Below are 23,341 nucleotides of genomic sequence, written 5' to 3' on the forward strand. Positions count from 1 at the left end.
CGTCGCTGTCAAAAAAGGGTGACACCCCTTACTGCGCAGTAAGGGGTGTCACCCTTTCTTTTCCACAGGCGGCGTTCTCCGCCGGCGGGCGTCAGTGGAGGATCGCGACGAGGTCGGCGACGCCGAGGAGCAGGACCCCGGCGGTGAGGATCATCAGCGGTCGGGTGGGCACGCGGGCGTAGCGGGTCCGGTCGCTGTCGCCGATCTCGCGGGCGCGGAGGCGGCCGAGGCCGGCGACCAGCAGCGCGAGCGCGAGGGACAGCGCCGCACTGACGATCCGGGCCGGGCTGCCGTCGGTGGGGTTGCGGACGAGAACGAACGCGCCGTGGGCGATCAGGGCCAGCGCGGTCCGGTCCCAGGCCAGCATCGTCCGCTGCGCGGGCAGGCCGGGGAGCCGTCCGCGCGGACCGGAGACCGGGGTCAGGCGCATCAGCGCGCGAGGAGCACGACGACGGCGATCCCGACCGCCACGACGGCCAGCCCGAGGTAGATCGGCGCCCGTGACGCCGGCAGGTTCTCGTGCCGCTGCATCGCCCGTTGGACGGTCTGCCAGCGTCGCATGCTGCCGAGCGTGACGGCGATGCCGAGCAGTGCGAGGGCGAACCCGATCCCGCGCTCGGCGTTGTCGGCCTCGTCCCCGGCCTGCGGGACGAGGTGGACGAGCGCGACCGCGCCGGCCAGCAGCCCCAGGGCCGTGCGCAGCCAGGCGAGGTAGGTCCGCTCGTTCGCGAGCGTGAACCGGTAGTCCAGGTCGTAGTCGTCCTGGGCCGGTCGTGGGTCGGGGGCGTGTTGGTCCATGTGACCTCCCCGGGCGGGGGTTCAATCGGTTCCGCACGCCCGATCGAATGGCGCCACGGCTCCAGCCAGCATATTGTACGTACAAATCAGCGCACCCCGACCGCCCGGGAGACCGCACTCATGCGCTACGGATTCGCGATCGACCAGCGCACCTGTATCGGGTGCCACGCCTGCACGGTCGCGTGCAAGACCGAGCACGAGATCCCGGTCGGGCAGTTCCGGACCTGGGTCAAGTACGTCGACTCGGGCACCTTCCCCGAGAACACCCGCGACTTCGGCGTCATGCGCTGCAACCACTGCACGGATGCCCCGTGCGTGAAGATCTGCCCGACGCATGCGCTGTTCACGCGCTCGGACGGGATCGTCGACTTCGACAGCGAGAACTGCATCGGCTGCAAGTCCTGCATGCAGGCCTGCCCGTACGACGCGATCTACATCGACGAGAACACCCACACCGCGGCGAAGTGCAACTTCTGCGCGCACCGGGTCGACGAGGGCCTCGAGCCCGCCTGCGTCGTCGTGTGCCCGACCCACTCGATCTGGGTCGGTGACCTGGAGGACGAGAACTCCGGCATCTCGCAACTGATCGCCGAGAACCCGACGCGCGTCCGCGCCCCCGAGCAGAAGACCGGCCCGAACGTCTTCTACATCGGCGCCTCGATCCCGGTCCTCGACCCACTCCAGGCCCCGGCGGATCAGGCGTACATCTACTCCCAGCCCGACCCTCACCGGGCCGAGGTCGCGCAGCACCTCCCCCCGCCCGCGCCGAGCCTCGACGGCCCCGCCGTCACGACGCTGAACACCGCCCACCCCCGGCCGTGGGGTTGGCGGGTCACGACCTACCTCTGGACGAAGGGCATCGCGGCCGGCGCCCTGCTGGTCGTCGCGCTCGCGGTCCTGCTCGACGAGAACCTCGGCCGCTACCAGACCGTCTGGGCCCCGCTCATCGGTCTGGTCGGCGTCGCCGTCACCGGTGTGCTCCTGATCGCCGACCTCAAGCGCCCTGAGCGGTTCCTCTACATCTTCACCAAGGGCAACTGGACGTCCTGGCTGTTCAAGGGATCCCTCGCCCTGGTCGCCTTCGGCGCGGTCGCGAGCGCGTGGCTGGCGGTCGGGCTGTTCGCCGAATCCGGCAACGTCGGCTATCCGTACGAGCTGGTCGATGTACTGGTCTACGTCTCGATCCCCGCCGCGGTGATGGCCGCCGGGTACACCGCCTTCCTCTTCGCCCAGGCCGAGGGCCGTGACCTGTGGCAGTCCAAGCTGCTGTTCCCGCACCTGCTCGCGCAGGCCGTGATGGTCGGTGCGGGCGTGCTCGCGATCCTGCTCGGTGCCTTCGGTGCGGACCCGAGCAGCCGCGACGGGTGGCACGACCGCGTGCCGACCCTCACGCCCGAGGGCCCCGGGTTCGAGCAGGTCGTCGTCCGCTGCCTCGTGGTCGCGACCGTCCTGCACATCGCGTTCGCGATCGTGGAGTTCTACGCCTCCCACGAGACGAAGCAGGCGAGCGCCGCGGCCCACCTGGTGACGCACGGTCAGTACCGGCCGATGTTCCTCGGCTCTCTCGCCCTCGCGTTCGTCTCGGCGGCGGTCGCGATGTTCGCCTGGGACGGGGACAACCTCGGCGCCGCGCTCGCCGGCGGGATCGGCGTCCAGGTCGCCCTGCTGATGTACGAGTCCGTGTTCGTCCGCGCGGGACAGGACGTGCCGCTCTCATGACCACCGAACTGCCCGGCCACCGGACCCACGAGCACCTGCGGAACTTCCCGCCGGTCGAGAACTGGGACAACCACGTCGAGTACGACGCGAAGGCCCACCCGCGGAAGGTGCCGCGGGAGTACATGCTGATCCCGACGACGTGCTTCAACTGCGAGTCCGCGTGCGGGCTGCTCGCCTACGTCGACAAGAACGACCTGTCGATCAAGAAGCTCGAGGGCAACCCGGCGCACCCGGGCTCCCGGGGCCGCAACTGCGCCAAGGGCCCGGCGACGGTCAACCAGGTTCACGACCCGGAGCGGATCCTGCACCCGCTCAAGCGGGTGGGGGAGCGTGGCGGCGGCCAGTGGCAGCAGGTCAGCTGGGACGAAGCCCTCGACGACATCGCCGGCCGGATCCGCAAGGCGATTTCGGAGAACCGCCACGAGGAGGTCGCGTACCACGTCGGGCGTCCCGGTGAGGACGGCTTCGCCGAGCGGGTGCTTCAGGCCTGGGGCATCGACGGGCACAACTCCCACACGCAGGTCTGCTCGTCCGGCGCGCGTCTGGGCCAGACCCTGTGGGGCGGCTACGACCGGCCGAGCCCGGATCACGCCAACGCCAAGGTGATCCTGCTGTTCTCCAGTCACCTGGAGACCGGGCATTACTTCAACCCCCACGCGCAGCGGATCATGGAGGGCAAGCAGTCCGGGGCGAAACTGATCGTCGTCGACCCGCGGATGTCGAACACGGCCTCCCATGCTGACGTCTGGCTCGCCCCGTGGCCCGGCAGCGAGGCCGCGATCCTGCTCGCGATCGCGAGCCACCTCCTGAAGACCCGTCAGATCGACGAGGCCTATCTGCGACGCTGGTTCAACTGGGACGTCTACCTGCAGAACCTGCACCCCGAGAAGTCGACGTTCGAGGAGTTCCTCGACTGCCTCGAGGCGGACTACGCCGACTACACCTTCGAGTTCGCGGCGGCGGAGTCGCAGCTGCCGGCGGAGAAGATCCGGGAGATCGCGGAGATCGTCGCCGACTGCGACCACCGGCTCTCCGCGCACATCTGGCGCAGCGCCGCGGCCGGGAACTACGGCGGCTGGGCGGTCAGCCGCGCGCTGTGGTTCGTGCTCGCGCTGACCGGGTCCATCGGCACCGTCGGCGGCACCGCGCCCAACGGGTGGAACAAGTTCATCCCGCACGGCCCCGACGTCCCGGCGCACGACCACTGGAACGAGCTGCACTGGCCGCCGGAGTACCCGTTGGCCTGCAACGAGATGTCGATCCTGCTGCCGCACTTCCTCGCCGAGGGCCGCGGCGTGATGGACGTGTACTTCAGCCGCGTCTTCAACCCGATCTGGACCTACCCCGACGGGTTCACCTGGATGAAGGCGCTGACGGACGAGAGCAAGGTCCGCTGCCACGTCGCGCTGACGCCGACGTGGTCGGAGACCGCCGAGTTCGCGGACTACATCCTCCCGATGGGTCACGCGCCCGAGCGCCACGACACCCACTCCTACGAGACGCACTCGAGCCGGTGGCTCGGCTTCCGCCAGCCGGTGAAGCGCGTCGCGATGGAGAAGCTCGGGATGCCCTACGCCGACACCCGCGACGCCAACCCGGGCGAGGTGTGGGAGGAGAACGAGCTCTGGTTCGAGCTGTCGTGGCGCATCGACCCCGACGGGTCGATGGGGATCCGGCAGCACTTCGAATCCAAGTACCGCCCGGGCGAGAAAGTCACGGTCGACGAGTACTACCGGTGGATCTTCGAGAACCGCGTCCCGAACCTGCCCGAGAAGGCCGAGCGGGAGGGCCTGACCCCGCTGGAGTACATGCGCCGTTACGGCGTCGTCGAGGTCGCGGACCAGCTCTACCGGCAGGACGAGCGCCCGCTGACCGAGGCCGAGCTCGAGAACGCCGTCCCCGACGAGCGGGGCGTGCTCCGCAAGCCGACTGACGGGGACTCAGTCCCGCCGCTGATCGGCGAGGCCGGCGCGGTCGGTGTCCAGCACGAGGACGGCACTGTCACCGCCGGCTGGCTGTCCCCGAGCCGGAAGCTGGAGCTGTACTCCGAGGCGATGCGTGACTGGGGCTGGCCCGAGCACGCGACCCCCGGGTACATCCGCTCCCACGTCGCGGCCGACCAGATCGACCTGACTGCCGGCGACCTCGTCCTCGTCCCGACGTTCCGGCTGCCGACGCTGATCCACACCCGGTCCGGCAACGCGAAGTACCTCAACGAGATCTCGAACAGCCATCCGCTGTGGCTGAACTCCGTCGACGCCGCGCGGCACGGGGTGAAGACGGGCGACCTGGTCCGGCTGCGGACGTCGATCGGCTACTTCGTCCCCCGCGTGTGGGTGACCGAGGCGATCCGCCCGGGCGTCTGCGCGCTCAGCCACCACATGGGCCGCTGGCGCCTGCACGACACCGAGGGCAGCCGCTGGGCGCAGGGCCTGGTCGACATCTCCCACCCGGACGGACCGGACTCGTTCTTCCTCCGCTACCGCGGCGGGATCCAGCCCTTCACGAGTGACGACCCCGACTCCGAGCGCATCTGGTGGACCGACCCCGGCGTGCACCAGAACCTCGCCTTCGCCGTCCAGGCCGACCCGTGGTCGGGTCAGCAGTGCTGGCTCCAGAAGGTCCGGATGACCCCCGCCGAGGCGACCGACCAGTACGGCGACGTCTACGTCGACACCGCGAAGTCGATGGAGATGTACCGCGAGTGGCTCGCCAAGACCCGAGCCACCCTCGGCCCCGGCGGCCAGCGCCGCCCCGAGTTTTTGATGCGCCCGGTGAAGCCCCGCCGCCGCGCCTTCCGCGTCGAGACATAGCGGACGTCCGACGATGTGGCTGCTATTGCGACCACATCTTCGGACGCAACGGGGGCCGTTAGCGATCTTCAAGGCCGGGGTTCGGTGAGGGTCCGGGAGTAAGGACGCGGTCAAACCCGGACAACCTCGGTCGGTTTCGGGGCCCCGCTCGCGGAGAATCACCTCGTCAAGAAGGGGGCTCCGGCATGCGGATTCCGGGTGTGGTGACGGCTATCGCCGTGCCCGTGGCCGTGCTGGGTCTCGTCGGCGGGGTGGTGCTCGCGGCGGAGGGCCAGTTCCGGTCCGACCAGCCGATGCACTCGGCCGCGATCGCGGAGTCCGACGGGGCGATCGGGCAGCCCCAGGCCCCGGCCCCCGCCGCCGCGGCGGCCCCGGAGGCGGCGGCCGCGCAGCCCGCGAAGGCGGTCGCGCCGACGACGAGCAACGCGAAGCCCACCGTCTCGACCGCGCCCGCGAAGCCGGCCACGGCGGGGATCAGCCTCGTCGAGTACGCGAGCTACCAGCGCGGGATCATCAACACGATCGACAACTGGTGGGTCTCGGCGCTCTCGCGCGCGGGCGTCCGCTACAGCGGCCCGCGCCTGGTCGTCGCGGCCCCGGGGAAGTCGGCGATGTCGAAGTGCGGCCGCGCGGTCGCGAACCCGGCCGACTCCAAGAAGGCCTACCCCGCGTTCTACTGCCGCGGCGACAAGACGGTGTACCTGGCGTCGGGCTGGATGCACGGCGCGATCTACGCCCGTTACAACAAGGGCGGCGTCGCGGCGATCATCGCCCACGAGTTCGGCCACCACATCCAGCACACGATCGGCATCGCCGACCCCAAGGTCAGCAAGCAGGAACTGCAGGCCGACTGCCTCGCCGGGATCTGGGTCCGCGCCGCCGTCGCCAACGGCTCCCTGAACTCCAAGGACGTTGCCGACGCCCGGCGCGCGCTGCGGGCCCTCGGGGACACCGAGACCTCCTCGAAGCTGCACCACGGCACGGCGAACGAGCGGTCGGCGTGGTTCGACCGCGGCTTCCGCAGCGGCGACGCGTACGTCTGCAACCACTTCTGACCGAGGTCCGACGGGCGCGCAACCCCGCTCGGGAGGCGTCCCCGCGCAGTACCCTGGGGCGTTCGGTCCCCGCCGCGGAGGTGTGCCACTCATGTCCAGCCCCGCGGCGCCGCGCGAGCTGGACCGTTCCTCCTCGCGTCCGCTGTGGGCGCAGCTGGAGGAGGACCTGCAGCGGCGCCTGGCGGACGGGGCGTTCGACACCGCGTTCCCCGGCGAGCACGAGCTCGCCGAGCAGTACGGCGTCAGTCGGCACACCGTCCGGGAGGCCCTGCGCCGGATGCGGGCCTCCGGCGTCGTCGACTCGACGCGGGGCCGCGGCAGCTCCGTCCGGCACGCGGCCATCGAGCAGCCGCTCGGCGCGCTGTACTCGCTGTTCCGCTCGGTCGAGGCCACCGGGGTCGAGCAGCGGAGCAAGGTGCGGGTCCTCGAACTGCGCCGGAACGCCGAGGTCGCGCAGACCCTCGGGGTCGACCCCGAGTCCGACCTCGTCCTCCTCGAGCGCCTCCGTCTCGCCGACGGCGAACCGCTGGCGCTCGACCGCAGCTGGCTCCCGCGCGAGGTCGGCGAACCCCTGCTCGGCGGGACGTTCGAGCACACCAGCCTCTACGGCGAGATGGCCCGGTTGACGGGCATCCGCCTCAACGGCGGCCGCGAGAGCATCACGGCTCTCGTCGCCGACGCCCCGACCCGGCGCCTGCTCGGCATCAAGGCCGACGTCGCCGTCCTCGCCGTCACCCGCATCGGCTGCCTCGACGGCCGGCCGCTGGAGTTCCGCGAGAGCCTGATCCGCGGCGACCGCTTCAGCCTCTCCGCGGAGTGGCCGGGCAACGCCGGCTACCGCGTCGACGTCGCCGGGATGCGCGGGGCCGAGAGCTCCTAGCGGGCGCCGGCCGCGACGCGGTGCGTGAACTCCAGGACGGCGGCGACGAACGCGTCGTTGTCGTCGGTGGCCGCGGTGTGGGCGGCATCCGCGATGTCGACGACCTCCAGCTGCGGGATCAGGCCCTTGAGGTGCGCGATGCCGTCCTCGTCGACGATGTCGGAGAGCAACCCGCGCACCAGCAAGGTCGGGACGCGGACCGCCGCGGCCGCGTCGTCGAGCTGGCCGTTGTGGACCTCCTCGACGCGGTCGAGGGCGTCCGCGGTGACCAGGCGCGGGTCCCAGTGCCAGACCCAGCGGCCGTCGGGGCGCCGGCGCAGATTGCGCTTGAGGCCCTCGTGGTCCGACGGGCGCGGCCGGTGCGGCAGGTAGGCGGCGACGGCGTCGGCCGCCTCCTCCAGCGTCGCGAAGCCGTCGGGCGCGCTCTTCATGAAATCCAGGACGCGGCGGGCGCCGTCCATCCGGATGTTGGCGACGACGTCGACGAGCACGAGGCCGGTCAGCCGGTCCCCGAGCTGCGGAGCCGCGACCAGCGCGGCCACGCCGCCCATGCTGGCGCCCACGACGAGCACCGGGCGGCCGCCGCTGTTCTCCGAGATCGACTCGACGGCGGCCACGACGTCGGCCGCGAAATGTTCCGGGCGGTACGCGGTGGCGTCGGGCGCCCAGTCGCTGTCGCCGTGGCCCCGCAGGTCCGCCGCGATCGCGCGAGCGCCGGCCTCGGCGAGCGCCGGCAGTGCGCGGCCCCACGAGCGGCGCGTCTGGCCGCCGCCGTGCAGCAGCAGAACGGGCAGACCGTCCTCCGGCCCCGCGGCGTCCGCGGCCAGCCGGAGCCCTGCCCCGGGCAGGTCGATGCGCTCCGGACTATTCATGGTTCACATGACACCACGTCGGGCGCGCGAGCGGGCGACGAGGGTACGAATTCGTACTGTGGCGTTCCTGACGTGGGGCTCAGCGCTCGCGCCGGAACAGCGGGCGCATCTTCTCCGCCGCGGCCGGGTTGACCATCTCCGGGTCGGCGTAGACCGGCGGGCCTCCGGCCTCGGCGCGGCTCCCCGGCAGCTGGACGGGGTCGTTGCCGGCGTGGCGCGCCTTGGGCACCCGCGCCGCGTCCAGGTCGGCCCAGGTCTGCGGGCCGTCCACGTCGGGCTGCACGGGCGGGGTCCAGTCCGGGGCGACGTCGTCGATCCGCACCGCGTTCGCGCTGTCGGTCGCCGGCGCCTCGGTGTTGCGGCGCATCACGCGCACCAGCCGCTTCACCAGGGAACGGGGCCGGTGCGGGGAGGTGTGGTCCGTCGTCGCGTCCATGCGAGCAGGACTACCCGGTGCGTACGCCGCGATGCCCTGGACAAGAGATGTCATCTGCACAAGAGATGTCATCTGCATTGGAGATGACATCTCTTGTGCAGGGGGTCAGCGCTTCCAGGAGGTGAGGACCTCGTCGAGGGGGACGGAGGAGTCCGGGGGAGGGGTGGGGGTCGCGGGGGCGGAGCGGGAGAACCGCGGCGACGGGGCGGCCTGCGTCACGCCGTCGACCTCGATCAGCGAACCGCGGCCGACAATGTGCGGGTGCTGCGCGGCCTCGCCCCACGACAGGACGGGGGTGACGCAGGCGTCGGTGCCCTCGAAGACCTTCGTCCACTCGTCGCGGGTCCGCGAGGCGAAGACTTCGGTGAACCGCGCCCGCAGCGTCGGCCACCCGGAGCGGTCGCCCTGCTTCGGCAGGTCCTCGCCGTCGAGGCCGAGGCCCCGAAGCAACTCGGCGTAGAACTGCGGCTCGAGCGAGCCGACGGCCATCCACTCGCCGTCGGAGCACTGGTACGTGTCGTAGAACGGGCACCCGGTGTCGAGCAGGTTCGCCGCGGGCTGGTCGGTCCAGGCGCCGCCGGCCATCAGGCCCCAAACCATCTGAGCCAGCGTCATGGTGCCGTCGACGATGCCGGCGTCGACGACCTGGCCCTGGCCCGACTTCTCGCGCTCGTACAGCGCGGCGAGGATGCCGAAGACGAGGAACATCGAGCCGCCACCGAAGTCGCCGACCATGTTCAGCGGCGGGACGGGGCCGCTGTCGCCCTTCTGGATCGCCTTCAGCATCCCGGTGACGCTGATGTAGTTGATGTCGTGGCCGGCGACCTTGGCCCACGGGCCGTCCTGGCCCCAGCCGGTCATGCGGGCGTAGATCAGACCCGGGTTGGTCTTGTGCACGTCGGCCGGGCCGATGCCCAGGCGCTCGGCGACGCCGGGGCGGAAGCCCTCGATGACGACGTCGGCGGCGTCGAGCAGCGCCTTCATCGTCGCCATGCCGTCCTCGGTCTTCATGTCCGCGTCGACGCGGCGGCGGTTGCGCAGCATCCAGTCCCGCGCGCCCGGCGCGACCTTGAGGCCACCCGAGGGGCGGTCCACGCGCACGACGTCGGCGCCGAGGTCCGCCAGCATCATCGCGGCGTGCGGACCGGGTCCGATCCCGCCGAGTTCCAGCACCCGCAGCCCGGTGAGAGGTCCGCTCATCGTTGCCCTTCCTTCACAGCACGATCGCCGGCAATGGCGATTCCGAAAATTCGTTCCAGCTGCTCGATCGTCGACGCGGCGTCGGTGTGCCGGATCGTCGTCATCCCCAGCGCGCGGGCCGGTTTGAGGTTGCCGCCGATGTCGTCGACGAAGACGCACTCCGCGGCCGGCAGGCCGATCGCGTCGAGCGCGATCGGGTAGATCTCCGGGTCCGGCTTGCGGACGCCGTGCTCGCAGGACAGGACGACGGCGTCGAACATCGCGTCCCACCGGGAGCGGTCGTAGCGGTCCGTGCCCCACGAGTTCGACAGCACCGCGGTGCGCACGCCCGCGCGGCGGAAGGCCTCGACCGCGTCGTGCATCGCGACGTCGACCGAGTCCGCGCCGCCGACGAAAAGGCGGTCGAGCAGGTTCTCCGGGTCCACGCCGTGGTGGGCGGCGAGTCCGGCCTCGAACTGGGCGGGGGAGATCCGGCCGCACTCGAACTCGACCAGGAGTTCGCGCGCGGCGGGCTCGTTGCGGAAGGCGTCCGCGATGCGCCCCGGGGGCAGGCCCTCGGCCGCGCAGAACGCGTCGAAGGCGTCGAACACCCCGGAGGTCAGCACTCCGCCCCAGTCCACGATCAGGCCACGCACACGTCCGATCCTCCCGGACTGTGGCGGACGCCTCGCACACGCCCCTCGTCTGCGCCCCGCCGCCGTGCATTCCCCCGCCCGGGAGGGGCAGGCTGTCCGCATGGGACTCAAAGGCCGCCTGAGCCGCCTCGACGAGGCGCAGCAGCAGAAGCCCGCGCTCGCGATCCCGATCGCGACGGTGAAGAAGTTCGGTGAGGACAAGTCCTCGAACCTGGCCTCGATGATGGCCTTCTGGGCGTTCTTCTCGATCTTCCCGCTGATGCTGGCCACGATCACCGTCCTCGGCTACGTGCTGCCCGAGGAGGACAAGAAACGGGTCCTGGAGCAGATCGCGGGCTACCTCCCGCTGCTCGACCCGTCCTCGATCGGCGGCCTGAACGGCAGCGCCCTCGCCCTGATCGTCGGTCTGCTCGCCGCGCTGTGGAGCGGGTCCGCGGTCGTGCGCATCACCCAGGACGCGTTCAACGCCGTCTGGGAGGTCCCGCAGGTCGAGCGCCCCAAGCTCGTCGAGTCCCTCAAGCGCAGCCTGCTTGCGATGGGCACGATCGGCGTCGGCCTGGTCGGCAGCACCTTCCTGCTCGGCTTCGTGTCCGGCAACGACCCGACGATCGACCTCGGTCCGCTCGGCCGGCTCCTCGGGTACGCCGCCGCGATCGTCGTGGACATCGGCCTGTTTGTCCTGGCGTTCCGCATGCTCACCGACCGCCAGATCACCACCCGCGACGTGGTCCCGGGCGCGGTCTTCGCCGGCGTGTGCTTCTGGCTCCTCGGCGCCCTGTCCTCGGTGATCATCACCCGGCACCTGTCGAGTGCGTCCGAGACGTACGGGACGTTCGCGACCGTCATCACCATCCTGTGGTGGTTCTACCTGCAGTCGCAGCTCACGCTGTTCGGCGCCCAGATCAACGTCGTTCTCAAGCGGCACTACTGGCCGCGCGCCCTGATCGACGCTCCCGCCACCGAGGCGGACCACCGCCTGCTCGAGGACATGGCCGACGAGCGCCAGATGGTCGAGGGTCAGGACATCGACTCCACCGTCACGACCGAGGACGGCCAGACCGTGCTCGATTCCGAGAATGTCTCGGACGACGGGGAAGACGCCCGCAACGGCGCTGACCAGCAGGTTTCCGCCTCCGCCGGCCACCGGCGCTGACCCGATCGGGTGAACCGCAAAAGGGACAGGTTTACCCACTTCCGCGCGGGGTAAGCGTCGCGCCGACGCTCACGTGTCGTCTGCCGACGGCGCGTGTCGTCCTGCCGGTCTCACCATGCAGAACCCCGCCGCCCGCACGGGCGGCGGGGCCGCTGTGTTCGTGGTGAGGTAGTCCAGAAGCCGGGGCCGGTGCCCGGCGGAGGGAGACTGCCATGGCGTTGGACACCCCGGTGCAGCCCGCGCGGTCCACACGCTCGCTCGACCCGGATCTCGCCCGCGACATCGCGGACCTGGTCAAGGCTCTCGACTCCCTCTGCGCCGGTGACTTCACCGTGCGCCTCGAACCCCGCGAGGGTCAGCTCGGCCCCGTGATGTCCCGGCTCAACGAGCTCGCCGTCCTCCACGAGCGCCGCACCCGCGAACTCGTCCGCGCCAGCCGCGTCATCGGCCGCGAGGGCCGGATGACCGAGCGCATCGACGAGGTCGGCGCGGACGGCGACTGGGGCGTCGGCGCCGAGGCGATCAACTCCCTGATCGACGACCTCGTCCGTCCCACCACCGAGGTGGCCCGCGTCATCGCCGCCGTCGCCGAGGGCGACCTGAGCCAGAAGATGGCGCTGGAGATCGCCGGCCAGCCGGTCAAGGGCGAGTTCCTCCGCATCGGCACCACCGTGAACACGATGGTCGACCAGCTCTCCTCGTTCGCCGACGAGGTCACCCGCGTCGCGCGTGAGGTCGGTACCGAGGGCAAGCTCGGCGGTCAGGCCCAGGTCCGGGGCGTCTCCGGCGTGTGGCGTGACCTCACGGAGTCCGTGAACTCCATGGCCGGCAACCTGACCAGCCAGGTCCGCAACATCGCCCAGGTGACCACGGCCGTCGCCCAGGGCGACCTGAGCCAGAAGATCACCGTCGACGCCCAGGGCGAGATCCTCGAGCTGAAGAACACCGTCAACACGATGGTCGACCAGCTGTCCTCGTTCGCCGACGAGGTCACCCGCGTCGCCCGCGAGGTCGGGACCGAGGGCAAGCTGGGCGGCCAGGCCGAGGTCCGCGGCGTCGCCGGCACGTGGCGCGACCTCACCGACTCGGTGAACTCGATGGCGGCCAACCTGACCGACCAGGTCCGCAACATCGCGCAGGTCGCGACCGCGGTCGCGCGCGGCGACCTCAGCCAGAAGATCACCGTCGACGCCAAGGGCGAGGTCGCGGCGCTGGCCGAGACCCTGAACACGATGGTCGACCAGCTCTCGTCGTTCGCGGACGAGGTCACCCGCGTCGCGCGTGAGGTCGGTACCGAGGGCAAGCTCGGCGGCCAGGCCGACGTGCCCGGCGTCGCCGGCACCTGGAAGGACCTCACCGACTCGGTGAACTCGATGGCGGGCAACCTGACCAGCCAGGTCCGCAACATCGCCCTGATCATCACCGCGGTCGCCCGCGGTGACCTGAACCAGAAGATCACCGTCGACGCGGCCGGTGAGGTCGCGGCCCTCGCCGACACGATCAACGATCTGACGGACACTCTGAAACTCTTCGCCGAGCAGGTCATCACCGTCGCCCGCGAGGTCGGAACCGAGGGCAAGCTCGGCGGTCAGGCCGTCGTCCCCGGCGTCGCCGGGACGTGGAAGGACCTGACCGACAACGTCAACGGCATGGCGGCGAACCTGACCGCCCAGGTGCGCGACATCGCCGCGGTCACGACGGCGGTTGCGCAGGGCGACCTGAGCCAGAAGGTCTCGGTCGACGCGAAGGGCGAGACCCTCGAACTGAAGTCGACGATCAACACGATGGTCGACCAGCTGTCCTCGTTCGCGGACGAGGTCACGCGCGTCGCCCGTGAGGTCGGCACCGAGGGGAAGCTCGGCGGCCAGGCCCAGGTGCGCGGCGTCTCCGGCACCTGGAAGGACCTGACCGACAACGTCAACTACATGGCGGCGAACCTGACCGCCCAGGTCCGCAACATCGCGCAGGTCGGCACCGCGGTCGCGAAGGGCGACCTGAGCCAGAAGATCACCGTCGACGCCCAGGGCGAGATCCTCGAGCTGAAGAACACCATCAACACGATGGTCGACCAGCTGTCCTCGTTCGCCGACGAGGTCACCCGCGTCGCCCGTGAGGTCGGTACCGAGGGCAAGCTCGGTGGCCAGGCGCAGGTCTCCGGCGTCTCGGGCACCTGGCGCGACCTGACCGACAACGTCAACGGCATGGCGGCGAACCTGACCAGCCAGGTCCGCAACATCGCCCAGGTGACCACGGCCGTCGCGCAGGGCGACCTGAGCCAGAAGATCACCGTCGACGCCAAGGGCGAGGTCGCCGCCCTCGCCCAGACCATCAACACGATGGTCGATCAGCTGTCCTCGTTCGCCGACGAGGTCACCCGTGTCGCCCGTGAGGTCGGTACAGAAGGACGCCTCGGCGGCCAGGCCCAGGTGAAGGGTGTCTCGGGCACCTGGCGCGACCTGACCGACAACGTGAACTACATGGCGGCGAACCTGACCGGCCAGGTCCGCAACATCGCGCAGGTCGCGACCGCGGTCGCGAAGGGCGACCTGAGCCAGAAGATCACCGTCGACGCGCAGGGCGAGATCCTCGAGCTGAAGTCGACCGTGAACACGATGGTCGACCAGCTCTCCTCGTTCGCGGACGAGGTCACCCGGGTCGCCCGTGAGGTGGGCACGGAAGGGCGCCTCGGCGGTCAGGCCCAGGTCAAGGGGATCTCGGGCACCTGGCGCGACCTGACGGACTCCGTGAACTACATGGCGTCGAACCTGACGGCGCAGGTCCGCAACATCGCCCTCGTCACCACCGCGGTGGCGCAGGGCGACCTGAGTCAGAAGATCACCGTCGACGCGCAGGGCGAGATCCTCGAACTGAAGTCGACCGTGAACACGATGGTCGACCAGCTCTCCGCCTTCGCCGCCGAGGTCACCCGCGTCGCGCGCGAGGTCGGCACCGAGGGCCGCCTCGGCGGTCAGGCCGAGGTCGCCGGCGTCTCCGGCACGTGGCGGCACCTGACCGAGAACGTCAACCAGCTCGCGGGGAACCTGACCACCCAGGTCCGCGCGATCGCCGAGGTCTCCACCGCCGTCACCCGGGGCGACCTGACGCGGAACATCACCGTCGAGGCGTCGGGCGAGGTCGCCGAGCTCAAGGACAACATCAACCAGATGATCGCGAATCTGCGGTCGACGACGGAGATCAACGCCCAGCAGGACTGGCTCAAGTCGAACCTCGCCCGCATCGGCGGTCGGATGCAGGGTCAGCGCGACCTGCAGGCCGTCACGCAGATGATCATGAGTGAGGTCACCCCGGTCGTCGAGGCCGTGCACGGCGCGTTCTACCTGATGGACTCGCGCGAGGACGGGCAGGGCCTGCGCCTCGCGGCCGGCTACGGGATCCCCGCCGCCGACACCCGCTTCGCGCTCGGGGAGGGCTTCATCGGGCAGGCCGCGGCGGACAAGCGCTCGCGCCGGGTCCGGGACGTCCCCGCCGACTACCTGCCGGTGCGCGGCGGCCTCGGCGAGGCCCGGCCCGCGGACGTCTTCGTCGTCCCGGTCCTGTTCGAGGAGCAGGTGCTCGGCGTCATCGAGCTCGCGAGCTTCGGCCGCTTCTCCGACGTCCACATCGACTTCCTCGAGCAGCTCGTCGAGTCGATCGGTGTCGTGCTCAACACGATCATCGCCAACGTCCGCACCGAGGCGCTGCTCGAGCAGTCGCAGGGCCTGGCGCAGGAGCTGCAGGTCCAGTCGGTCGAGCTGCAGCGCACCAACGCGGAGCTGGAGGAGAAGGCCGAGCAGCTCGAACGGGCGTCGCAGTACAAGTCCGAGTTCCTCGCGAACATGTCCCACGAACTGCGGACGCCGCTCAACAGTCTTCTGATCCTGGCTCAGTTGCTGATCGACAACCCGTCCTCGACGCTGACGGCGAAGGAGGTCGAGTTCGCGCGGACGATCTACAGCGCCGGTTCCGACCTGCTCGACCTGATCAACGACATCCTCGACCTGTCCAAGGTCGAGGCCGGGAAGATGGAGCTGCACCCGGCTCCGATCCTGCTCACGCAGCTGGGGTCGTTCGTGCGGAGCACGTTCGCCCCGCAGGCGCAGCAGAAGGGCCTGGAGTTCGTCGTCGACATCGCGCAGGGCCTGCCCGCCACGATCGTCACCGACGAGCAGCGGCTCCAGCAGGTCGTGAAGAACCTGATCTCCAACGCGATCAAGTTCACCGAGCACGGTCGCGTCCAGCTCTCGATGTTCCCGGCGCCGAAGGACCTCTGGCACTCGGTGCCGACGCTCGACAACGCGGAGACCGTCGTCGCGCTCTCGGTCTCGGACACCGGTGTCGGCGTCCCGGCCGAGAAGCTCGGCCTGATCTTCGAGGAGTTCCAGCAGGGCGACGGCACGACCAGCCGCAAGTACGGCGGCACCGGTCTCGGGCTCTCGATCTCCCGGAACATCACCCGCCTGCTCGGCGGGGCGATCGCCGTCGAGAGCGCCGAGGGGGTCGGGAGCACGTTCACCATCTACGTCCCGGCGGACTTCCCGTTCGAGATCGTCGAGGCGACCGAGTCGCGGAGCGCGACCCCGGCCCGGCTGCCGAAGGTGCCGATGCTCTCCCGGGCGGTCCGGCCCCCGATCGAGCTCGGCGTGGACGACCCGCTGCGCGGCTCGACGGTGCTGATCGTCGACGACGACGTCCGCAACGTCTTCGCGCTCACCAGCGCCCTGGAGATGCACGGCATGTCGGTGCTCTACGCGGACAACGGCCGCGCGGGCATCGAATTGCTGGAGGAGCACGGATCGAGCGTCGACCTGGTGCTGATGGACGTGATGATGCCGGAGATGGACGGCAACGAGACGACCGAACGCATCCGGCAGAAGTCGGCGTTCGCGGAGCTGCCGATCCTGTTCCTCACGGCGAAGGCGATGCCGGGCGACCGCGACAAGAGTTTGCTCGCCGGGGCGAGTGACTACATCACCAAACCCGTCGACCTCGACAAACTGTTGACCGTGATGCGTTCGTGGCTGGTCGGCAAGAAGCCCGAGGAACGGGCCGGGGCGTCGACGGACGGGTCGGCGCGGTGACGGGGCACCCGCCGACGGACTCCGGGGTCTCGATCCTGCTGGTCGACGACCGGCCGGAGAACCTGCTCGCGCTGGAGGCGATCCTCTCCGGCCTCGGACACGAGCTGGTTCGCGCGAACTCCGGCGCCGAGGCGCTGAAGCACCTGCTGCGCAAGGAGATCGCGCTGATCCTGCTCGACGTCCAGATGCCGGGCATGGACGGCTTCGAGACCGCCGCGCAGATCAAGGCCCGCGAGCGGACGCAGAACATCCCGATCGTCTTCCTCACGGCGATCGACGGGGAACGGCACCAGGCGTTCCGCGGCTACGCCGCCGGCGCGGTCGACTACCTGTTCAAGCCGTTCGACCCGTGGGTGCTGCGCGCCAAGGTCGGTGTGTTCATCGAGCTGTACCAGCGGCGCAAGGAACTCGCCGCCCAGGCCGAGCGCCTGGCCGCCGCGGAGGCGGTGCTCGGGTCGACGTCGCTGCCCCAGCTGACCCGCGCCGCCCTCGACGCCGCCCGGGCCGCGCTCTCCGCCGCCGAGGCGACGGGGGAGGACAAGGCCGTCGCGGCCGCCCGCAACGCGCTGGTGGCGGTCGACGCGCTGGTGGCGTCGCTGCCGACGCCGCAGGTGCCTGCGTGACGCCGGTCTCCGCGACGCTCGCGCCGGAGGACCGGTCCCCGGCCACCGCGCGTCAGATCGTGCGCGGCGCCGTGACCGACGCCGGTCTCGACCACCTTCTCGACGAGGCGCTGCTGCTCACGACTGAGCTCGTGACGAACGCGCTCGTCCACGGCGGGACCGCGGTGGACCTGCGCGTCGAGGTCGCCGACGACCGGCTGCGTGTCGAGGTCTCCGACCGCGGGGACGGCCGGGTGCTGATGGGCGCGACGCCCGGGGACGACCGGGAGGGCGGCCGGGGTATCTGGCTGGTCGACGCGCTCTCCTCGGCGTGGGGGACGCGGAACGGCCCCGAGGGCAAGACCGTGTGGTTCGAACTCGGCAAGCCCGGCCCGGAGGGCGCGACCCCGCGCCCGGCGTCCGTCGCACCGCCGCGGCGCGACCTCGCGTTCCTGCTCGGTCTCGCCCCCGACCTGGAGCAGCGACTCGGCCCCGAGCGCCTGGTCTCCGAACTGCTCGCCCGCGTCGTCGAGGGTCTGCACCTGGACCGGGGCTGGGTGGTCGCGCGCGGCCCGGCCGACCCGGACTGGTCGGTGCTCGTCGCCTACGACGACACCCCCGGCCCCGACCCGGAGGCGGTCTGCCGCGGCCTGGCCGAGGACTGGCCGACGGTGCCGTTCCCCGGCGCCGACGGCGCGGTGCTCGGCGCCCTCGTGCTCGGGCGCCTGCCCGCGGACGCCGACGACTTCGCGCTCGTCCGCCTGGTCGCGGAGCGGGTCGGGGTGATCCTGCGCGACGAGCACGCGAAGGCCGTCGCCCGGCGCACCCGGGGCTCGCTGACCCTGCTCGCCGAGGCCGGCGAGATGTTCGCGGGGACGCTGGACGTTCAGCTCACGGCGACCCTCGCCGCCCGCCTCACGGTGCCCCGCCTGGCCACCTGGGCCGCGGTGTGGACGCTGTTCGGCCGCAACCCGGTGCTGGAGGCCGTCGCGCACGCCGACGAGTCGGTCGTCGAGTCGATGCAGTCCCACCTCTCCGGTCCGCAGACTCGCGCGTGGCTGGCGACCCAGGTCCGGCAGGGCGTGCTCGCGCAGCCGCCGGCGCCGAAGAGCCTGTCCGCGATCTGCGGCATTGACCCCCGCATCGGCGGCGAGTGCTTCGTGCTTCCGCTCACCGCCCGCGGGCGCATGCTCGGCCTGCTGCTCGTCGGCGGCGACGCCGGCCGGAACTTCGTCGTCGACGACCTCGCGCTGCTCGCGGACCTGTCCCGCACCGCCGCCCTCGCCCTCGACAACGCCCGGCTCTACGAGGAGCAGACGGCGATCGCGGAAGGCCTGCAGTCCTGGCTCCTGCCCCGCGACCTGCCCGAGGTGACGGGGTGTGAGTTCGGCGCTCGCTACGCCGCCGGCGGCGAGGGCACCGAGGTCGGCGGCGACTTCTACGACGTCTTCCCGCTGCCCGGCGGCGGGTGCGGCATCGCGATCGGTGACGTGTGCGGCAAGGGCGCCGAGGCCGCCGCGATCACCGGCATCGCGCGCGAGGTCCTGCGGATGCTGGTCCGCGACGGCGCGAGCCCGCAGATCGCCCTGTCCCGTCTCAACGAGACCCTGCTCGGCCTCGGCGACCGGGGCCGTCTCTGCACGGTCGTCCTGGGCACGGTCCGCCGCCGCGGCGACGGCATCGCCGTGCGGTTCTCCAGCGCCGGCCACCCGCCGCCCGTCCACGTCGCCGGGGACCCCGCCGGCGGCGGCCGCGTGCGGTTCGTCGGCACCAGTGGGTCGCTGCTCGGCGTCCTGTCCGACATCGACGTCTCGGACGACGAGGTTCAGCTCGCGCCGGGGGAGTCGCTCGTCCTCTACACCGACGGCGTCACCGAGCGCCGCGGCGAGGCCGGCGAGTTCTTCGGCGAGGACAACCTCCTGACGACCCTGCGCGCCGCCCACACCGCGACGGCGTCCGAGCTCGCCGGCGTCGTCGAGACCGCCTGCCGGCACTTCGGTGCCTCCGGTGCCCCCCGCGACGACCTCGCGGTCCTCGTCGTCCAGGCCGCGGCGCCGACGCTCTGACCGGTCCGCACGTCAGGATGGGGGCGTGCGGAAGTCCTTCGACCTGCCCCTGTTCTGGCGGGTCATCGCGATCAACGGAGCGGTGTTCGTGGTGGGCACCGCCGCGCTGGCGTTGTCGCCGGCGACGGTGTCGACCCGGGTCGTGTTCTCCGAGGCGATCGTGCTGGCGGTCGGGCTGACCGTGATGCTCGTGACCAACGGACTGCTGCTGCACAACCGGTTGGCCCCGCTGGACCGGCTCAGCCGTCAGATGAGCAGCGTCGACCTGCTGCGGCCCGGGCAGCGCGTGTCCCCGGCCGACGCGGGCAGCGGCGGTGTCGCGGCGCTGGTCGCGAGCTACAACGCCATGCTCGACCGGTTGGAGGCCGAGCGCAGCGCGAGCGCGGCCGCCGCCCTCGCGGCGACCGAGGCCGAACGGGCCCGGATTGCGCGCGAGCTCCACGACGAGATCGGTCAGTCGCTCACCGTCGTGCTGCTCGGGCTCAAGCGGGTCGCCGACCAGGCGCCGCCGCAGCTGTCCGAGGAGCTCGAGCTGATACAGGACTCCGCACGGGCGAGCCTCGACGAGGTCCGCCGCGTCGCCCGCCGCCTGCGCCCCGGCGTCCTCGACGACCTCGGCCTGCTCTCCGCTCTGGCCGCGCTCGCCTCGGAGTTCACCGAGAACACCGGCCTGCCGGTCCGGCGGGGGTTCGCTCCCGGCCTGCCCGCGCTCGACCCGCAGGCCGAGCTGGTCGTGTACCGCGTCGCGCAGGAGGGGCTGACGAACGCGGCCCGGCACTCCGGGGCGAGCCGCGTCGAGCTGTCCCTGTCCCGGCAGGGCGACGCCGTCGTGCTGCGCGTCGCCGACGACGGCCACGGCCTGCGCGGGGCCGAGGACGGCGCCGGGATCCGCGGCATGCGGGAGCGGGCGCTGCTGGTCGGCGCCGACCTGCGGGTGGGCTCCCGCTCGGGCGGCGGCACCGAGGTGCGCATGGTCGTCCCGGTCCGGCCCCGGGCCGAGGTGGGCTGACATGGCGTCAGAAGCTCCGGTGCGGATCCTGCTCGCGGACGACCACGTCCTCGTCCGCCGCGGGGTGCGGCTGATCCTCGACGCCGAGCCCGACCTCGCGGTCGTCGCCGAGGCGAACGACGGGGCGGAGGCGGTCGCCGCGGCCAAGGAGCACGAGATCGACCTCGCCGTGCTCGACGTCGCCATGCCCCGGATGACCGGCCTCCAGGCTGCCCGGGAGCTCAACCGGCGCTTCCCGACGATGCGGATCCTCCTGCTGTCCATGTACGACAGCGAGCAGTACTTCTTCGAGGCGCTCAAGGTCGGTGCGTCGGGCTACGTCCTCAAGTCCGTCGCGGACCAGGACCTGATCTCCGCCTGCCGCGCGGCGATGCGCGGCGAGCCGTTCGTCTACGCCGGCGCGCTCAGCGTCCTCGTCCGCGACGTGCTCGACCGCAACCGGCGCGGCGAGCCTCTGCCCGGCGGTGCCCTCACCCCGCGCGAGGACGAGGTCGTGAAGCTGATCGCCGAGGGCCACTCCAACAAGGAGATCGCCGAGGCGCTGACGATCAGCGTCAAGACCGTCGAGCGCCACCGCGCCAACATCCTCGCGAAACTCGGGATGCGCGACCGCACCGAGCTGACCCGGTACGCGATCCGCGCCGGCCTCATCGAGCCCTAGTTCCTGACCGTTCTCCCAGCCTGACCGGCGGCTGTGAGTCGCACCTTTCATCTTCCGGTGACCTGGCCCACAGGTTGCGCACATCGCGGCCGATAACTCTGGTGGCGGGGGTTACGCCGAACGGGAGGGAGACGGTCGACGTGGGCGTCGGGGATCAATCCGCCCAGGAACGGACAGACCGTTCCGCGCGTCCAAGCGAAATGTCCCCAGCGTTCACCTACAAGTTGGTCACACGACCGCGTAAGAGCGATCGCGCGTGGTACCCAACTGACATGAGCAATACGGGGGCGGCTGCGGACGGCGTGTCAGACGCTGTGTCCGCTCGGGGGAACCGTAGGCTCGTTCGCCCTTTTCATCGTCTGACCGCGGCGGTCGCGATGCACGCCGCGGGCGACGTGATGGTGGCGATCGCGCTCGCGAACACCATCTTCTTCACGGCGCCGAGTGACGCCGCGCGCCAGCAGGTCGTGCTCTACCTGGCGCTGGCGATGCTGCCGGTGGCGCTGCTCACGCCGGTCGTCGACGGGCTGCTCGCCCGGCACGCCAAGCAACTCCGGCACACGCTCTTCCTCGCCTCGGCGATCCGCGTCGGCCTCGCCGCCGCGTTGATCGGGGGCGTCGAGACCGCCGCGCTGTACCCGCTGGCCCTCGCGCTGCTGGTGACGTCGCGGGTGCACGGCATCGCCCGCACCGCGTACGTCCCCGAGATCCTGCCGTCGGAGCGCTCGCTGGTCTGGGCGAACACCTGGCTGTCCGCGACGGTGAACATCGCCAGCGCGATCGGCGCCGGCATCGCCACCGCCGTCGTCGCGCTGACCGGCGCCTCGTCGGGCGCGCTGGTCGTCGCCGTCGGTGCCTACGCGCTCTCCGCGCTCGTGGTCCTGCCGCGGGTGCCGGGTGAGCGTGCGGTCGACGCCGTCGACCGCGACCTCGCGATCGACGGTGACGCGGCCCGCCTGCCGTCGCGCACCGTGGGCGCCGGCGTCGCGCTGGCCGTCATCCGGTTCGCGACCGGCTTCCTGACCTTCCTGCTCGCCTTCTCGGCCAAGGGCAACCCGGCGCTGTTCTCCGCGCTGGTCGCCGCGGCCGTGATCGGCGGCGCGCTCGGCACGTTCACCGCCGGCGCCGCCCGCCCGTTCATGCCGATGTGGGCGCTGCCCCCGGCCCTGCTCGCCGTGCTCGCCTTCACCGCCGCCTCCGCCGCGTGGGACGGGCGCGCGGTGTGGTCGTTCGCGGTCGCGCTCAGCTCCGCGTTCGCCTGGGCCGCCGGCAAGGTCGCCTTCGACGGCCTGACCCAGCAGCTGACGTGCCCGGCCGGCCGCCGCCGCGTCGTCGTCCGCTACGCCGTCGGCTTCCAGGTCTGCTGGATCGTCGGCGCCGCCGTCGCCCTGGCCCCGGTCAACGCCTCCTACGCCCTCGCCGCCCTCGCGGTCGGCTGCACCCTCGGCCTCGTCGGCGCGATCAAGCAGGCCGAGGTCAAGCTCCCGTCCCTCGCCAGCCTCCTCGCCTTCGAGCGCTGACCTCTCGCCGTTCGGCCCGCCAGAAGGGGTGACACCCTTTCTGGCGCCGCCCCCCTCTGGCGCCGCCGGAAGCTGTGGACGACAGCTGTGGACATGAAAGGGTGACACCCCTTACTGCGCAGTAAGGGGTGTCACCCTTTTTTGACAGTCAGGCCGGGGCGTCGGTCAGAGGGCCGCCGGGACCAGCGGGGCCGTCAGGGTCGCGGCGATCTGGCGGCCGAGGTCGGCGGGGGTGGCCGGGCCGGACGGGCGGTACCACTTGTAGCACCAGTTGATCGCGCCGAGGCAGGTGTTCACGTACACGCGCGGGACGACGTCGTTCAGCGGGCCGGCGACCGCGTCCGGGTGGGCGGCGCGGTGGGCAGCGAGATGAGCGGTGACGGCGTCGAGGAACAGGTCCTCGAACTCCTTGCGCCGGGCCAGCAGCTCGTCGGCGAGGCGGGCGGGGAGCTCGTGCTCCTCCTCGAAGCAGACCTTGAGCAGCTGCTGCTTCTCGCAGGTGTAGACGACGCGGGCGACGATCAGCGCGCGGATCGCCTCCAGGGGTGAGGGGGCCGCGGCCACCAGGGCGCGGGCCTCCTCGACGCTCTCGGCCCGGACCTCGGAGTAGATCCGGACGAGTAGCTCCTCCTTGCTGCGGAAGTAGTGGTACAGCGTGGGCTTCGAGAGTCCGACGGCCGCGGCGATCTCGTTCATGGAGGTGGCGCGGAAGCCCTGCCGGCTGAAGATCTCCGCCGCGGTCGACACCACCCGGATGCGCTGGGCGTCCGCCCGGGTCGGGCTTGTTGTCGTCACGATCAGGAGGGTAGCGTCGACCGACCAGTCGGTCGAGAACCCGGGGAGC

General features: G+C 71.4%; 18 protein-coding genes. 11 read left to right on the top strand and 7 right to left on the bottom strand.

Annotated elements, in window-relative coordinates:
• Positions 1-91: 91 nt before the first annotated feature.
• Positions 92-430: a DUF202 domain-containing protein gene (locus ABD401_RS04860; RefSeq protein WP_344602185.1), complete on the bottom strand. Its 339-nt coding sequence runs from the start codon at positions 428-430 to the stop codon at positions 92-94.
• Positions 430-798, bottom strand: coding sequence for a YidH family protein (locus tag ABD401_RS04865; protein ID WP_344602187.1), 369 nt, complete (start codon positions 796-798; stop codon positions 430-432). Before ABD401_RS04865 ends, ABD401_RS04860 begins: the two co-directional genes overlap by 1 nt.
• 120 nt (positions 799-918) lie before the next feature.
• Between ABD401_RS04865 and ABD401_RS04870 the strand changes: the two genes are divergently transcribed.
• The 4 genes from ABD401_RS04870 (at position 919) to ABD401_RS04885 (ending at position 7,265) form a co-directional block, all read left to right on the top strand.
• On the top strand, positions 919-2,517 hold the full coding sequence (locus ABD401_RS04870; RefSeq protein WP_344602189.1) for a 4Fe-4S dicluster domain-containing protein: 1,599 nt from the start codon (positions 919-921) through the stop codon (positions 2,515-2,517).
• Positions 2,514-5,330: a molybdopterin-dependent oxidoreductase gene (locus ABD401_RS04875; RefSeq protein ID WP_344602191.1), complete on the top strand. Its 2,817-nt coding sequence runs from the start codon at positions 2,514-2,516 to the stop codon at positions 5,328-5,330. The genes ABD401_RS04870 and ABD401_RS04875 overlap by 4 nt, the downstream gene beginning before the upstream one ends.
• A gap of 185 nt (positions 5,331-5,515) precedes the next feature.
• Positions 5,516-6,385 (top strand): neutral zinc metallopeptidase, encoded by an 870-nt coding sequence (locus tag ABD401_RS04880; RefSeq protein ID WP_344602193.1) that lies wholly within the window; start codon positions 5,516-5,518, stop codon positions 6,383-6,385.
• Positions 6,386-6,476: 91 nt separating this feature from the next.
• Positions 6,477-7,265, top strand: a complete 789-nt coding sequence (locus ABD401_RS04885) for a GntR family transcriptional regulator (RefSeq protein ID WP_344602195.1) — start codon at positions 6,477-6,479, stop codon at positions 7,263-7,265.
• On the opposite strand, the gene ABD401_RS04890 is transcribed toward ABD401_RS04885, so the two are convergent.
• The 4 genes from ABD401_RS04890 to ABD401_RS04905 form a co-directional block, all read right to left on the bottom strand.
• Entirely contained in the window at positions 7,262-8,137 is an 876-nt protein-coding gene (locus ABD401_RS04890) for an alpha/beta fold hydrolase (RefSeq protein ID WP_344602197.1), read from the bottom strand. The genes ABD401_RS04885 and ABD401_RS04890 overlap by 4 nt on opposite strands.
• A 79-nt stretch (positions 8,138-8,216) precedes the next feature.
• Entirely contained in the window at positions 8,217-8,573 is a 357-nt protein-coding gene (locus ABD401_RS04895; protein ID WP_344602199.1) for a hypothetical protein, read from the bottom strand.
• A gap of 105 nt (positions 8,574-8,678) precedes the next feature.
• Complete coding sequence (locus ABD401_RS04900) at positions 8,679-9,773, bottom strand: CaiB/BaiF CoA transferase family protein (RefSeq protein WP_344602201.1); 1,095 nt, start codon at positions 9,771-9,773, stop codon at positions 8,679-8,681.
• Entirely contained in the window at positions 9,770-10,408 is a 639-nt protein-coding gene (locus tag ABD401_RS04905) for an HAD family hydrolase (protein ID WP_344602203.1), read from the bottom strand. The genes ABD401_RS04900 and ABD401_RS04905 overlap by 4 nt, the downstream gene beginning before the upstream one ends.
• A 100-nt stretch (positions 10,409-10,508) precedes the next feature.
• Here ABD401_RS04905 and ABD401_RS04910 point away from each other — a divergent pair, with 100 nt between their 5' ends.
• From ABD401_RS04910 to ABD401_RS04940, 7 genes are all read left to right on the top strand, one after another.
• Complete coding sequence (locus ABD401_RS04910; protein WP_344602205.1) at positions 10,509-11,561, top strand: YihY/virulence factor BrkB family protein; 1,053 nt, start codon at positions 10,509-10,511, stop codon at positions 11,559-11,561.
• A gap of 212 nt (positions 11,562-11,773) precedes the next feature.
• Positions 11,774-16,639, top strand: a complete 4,866-nt coding sequence (locus ABD401_RS04915) for a HAMP domain-containing protein (protein ID WP_344602207.1) — start codon at positions 11,774-11,776, stop codon at positions 16,637-16,639.
• Positions 16,636-17,262 carry a response regulator gene (locus tag ABD401_RS04920; RefSeq protein ID WP_344602209.1) on the top strand — a complete coding sequence of 209 codons (627 nt, stop codon included), beginning with the start codon at positions 16,636-16,638 and terminating at the stop codon, positions 17,260-17,262. Before ABD401_RS04915 ends, ABD401_RS04920 begins: the two co-directional genes overlap by 4 nt.
• On the top strand, positions 17,259-19,307 hold the full coding sequence (locus tag ABD401_RS04925; protein ID WP_344602211.1) for a SpoIIE family protein phosphatase: 2,049 nt from the start codon (positions 17,259-17,261) through the stop codon (positions 19,305-19,307). The genes ABD401_RS04920 and ABD401_RS04925 overlap by 4 nt, the downstream gene beginning before the upstream one ends.
• A 43-nt stretch (positions 19,308-19,350) precedes the next feature.
• The gene (locus ABD401_RS04930) at positions 19,351-20,316 is read left to right on the top strand and encodes a sensor histidine kinase (RefSeq protein ID WP_344602317.1); all 966 of its coding nucleotides are present in this window, start codon (positions 19,351-19,353) and stop codon (positions 20,314-20,316) included.
• 1 nt (position 20,317) lies between these two features.
• Positions 20,318-20,977: a response regulator gene (locus ABD401_RS04935; protein WP_344602213.1), complete on the top strand. Its 660-nt coding sequence runs from the start codon at positions 20,318-20,320 to the stop codon at positions 20,975-20,977.
• Between the two features lie 377 nt (positions 20,978-21,354).
• Positions 21,355-22,497: an MFS transporter gene (locus ABD401_RS04940; RefSeq protein ID WP_344602215.1), complete on the top strand. Its 1,143-nt coding sequence runs from the start codon at positions 21,355-21,357 to the stop codon at positions 22,495-22,497.
• A gap of 165 nt (positions 22,498-22,662) precedes the next feature.
• On the opposite strand, the gene ABD401_RS04945 is transcribed toward ABD401_RS04940, so the two are convergent.
• Complete coding sequence (locus ABD401_RS04945) at positions 22,663-23,292, bottom strand: TetR/AcrR family transcriptional regulator (protein WP_344602217.1); 630 nt, start codon at positions 23,290-23,292, stop codon at positions 22,663-22,665.
• Between the last annotated feature and the right edge of the window lie 49 nt (positions 23,293-23,341).

Origin of the sequence: Sporichthya brevicatena, assembly GCF_039525035.1 — a bacterium.
Lineage (GTDB): Bacteria > Actinomycetota > Actinomycetes > Sporichthyales > Sporichthyaceae > Sporichthya > Sporichthya brevicatena.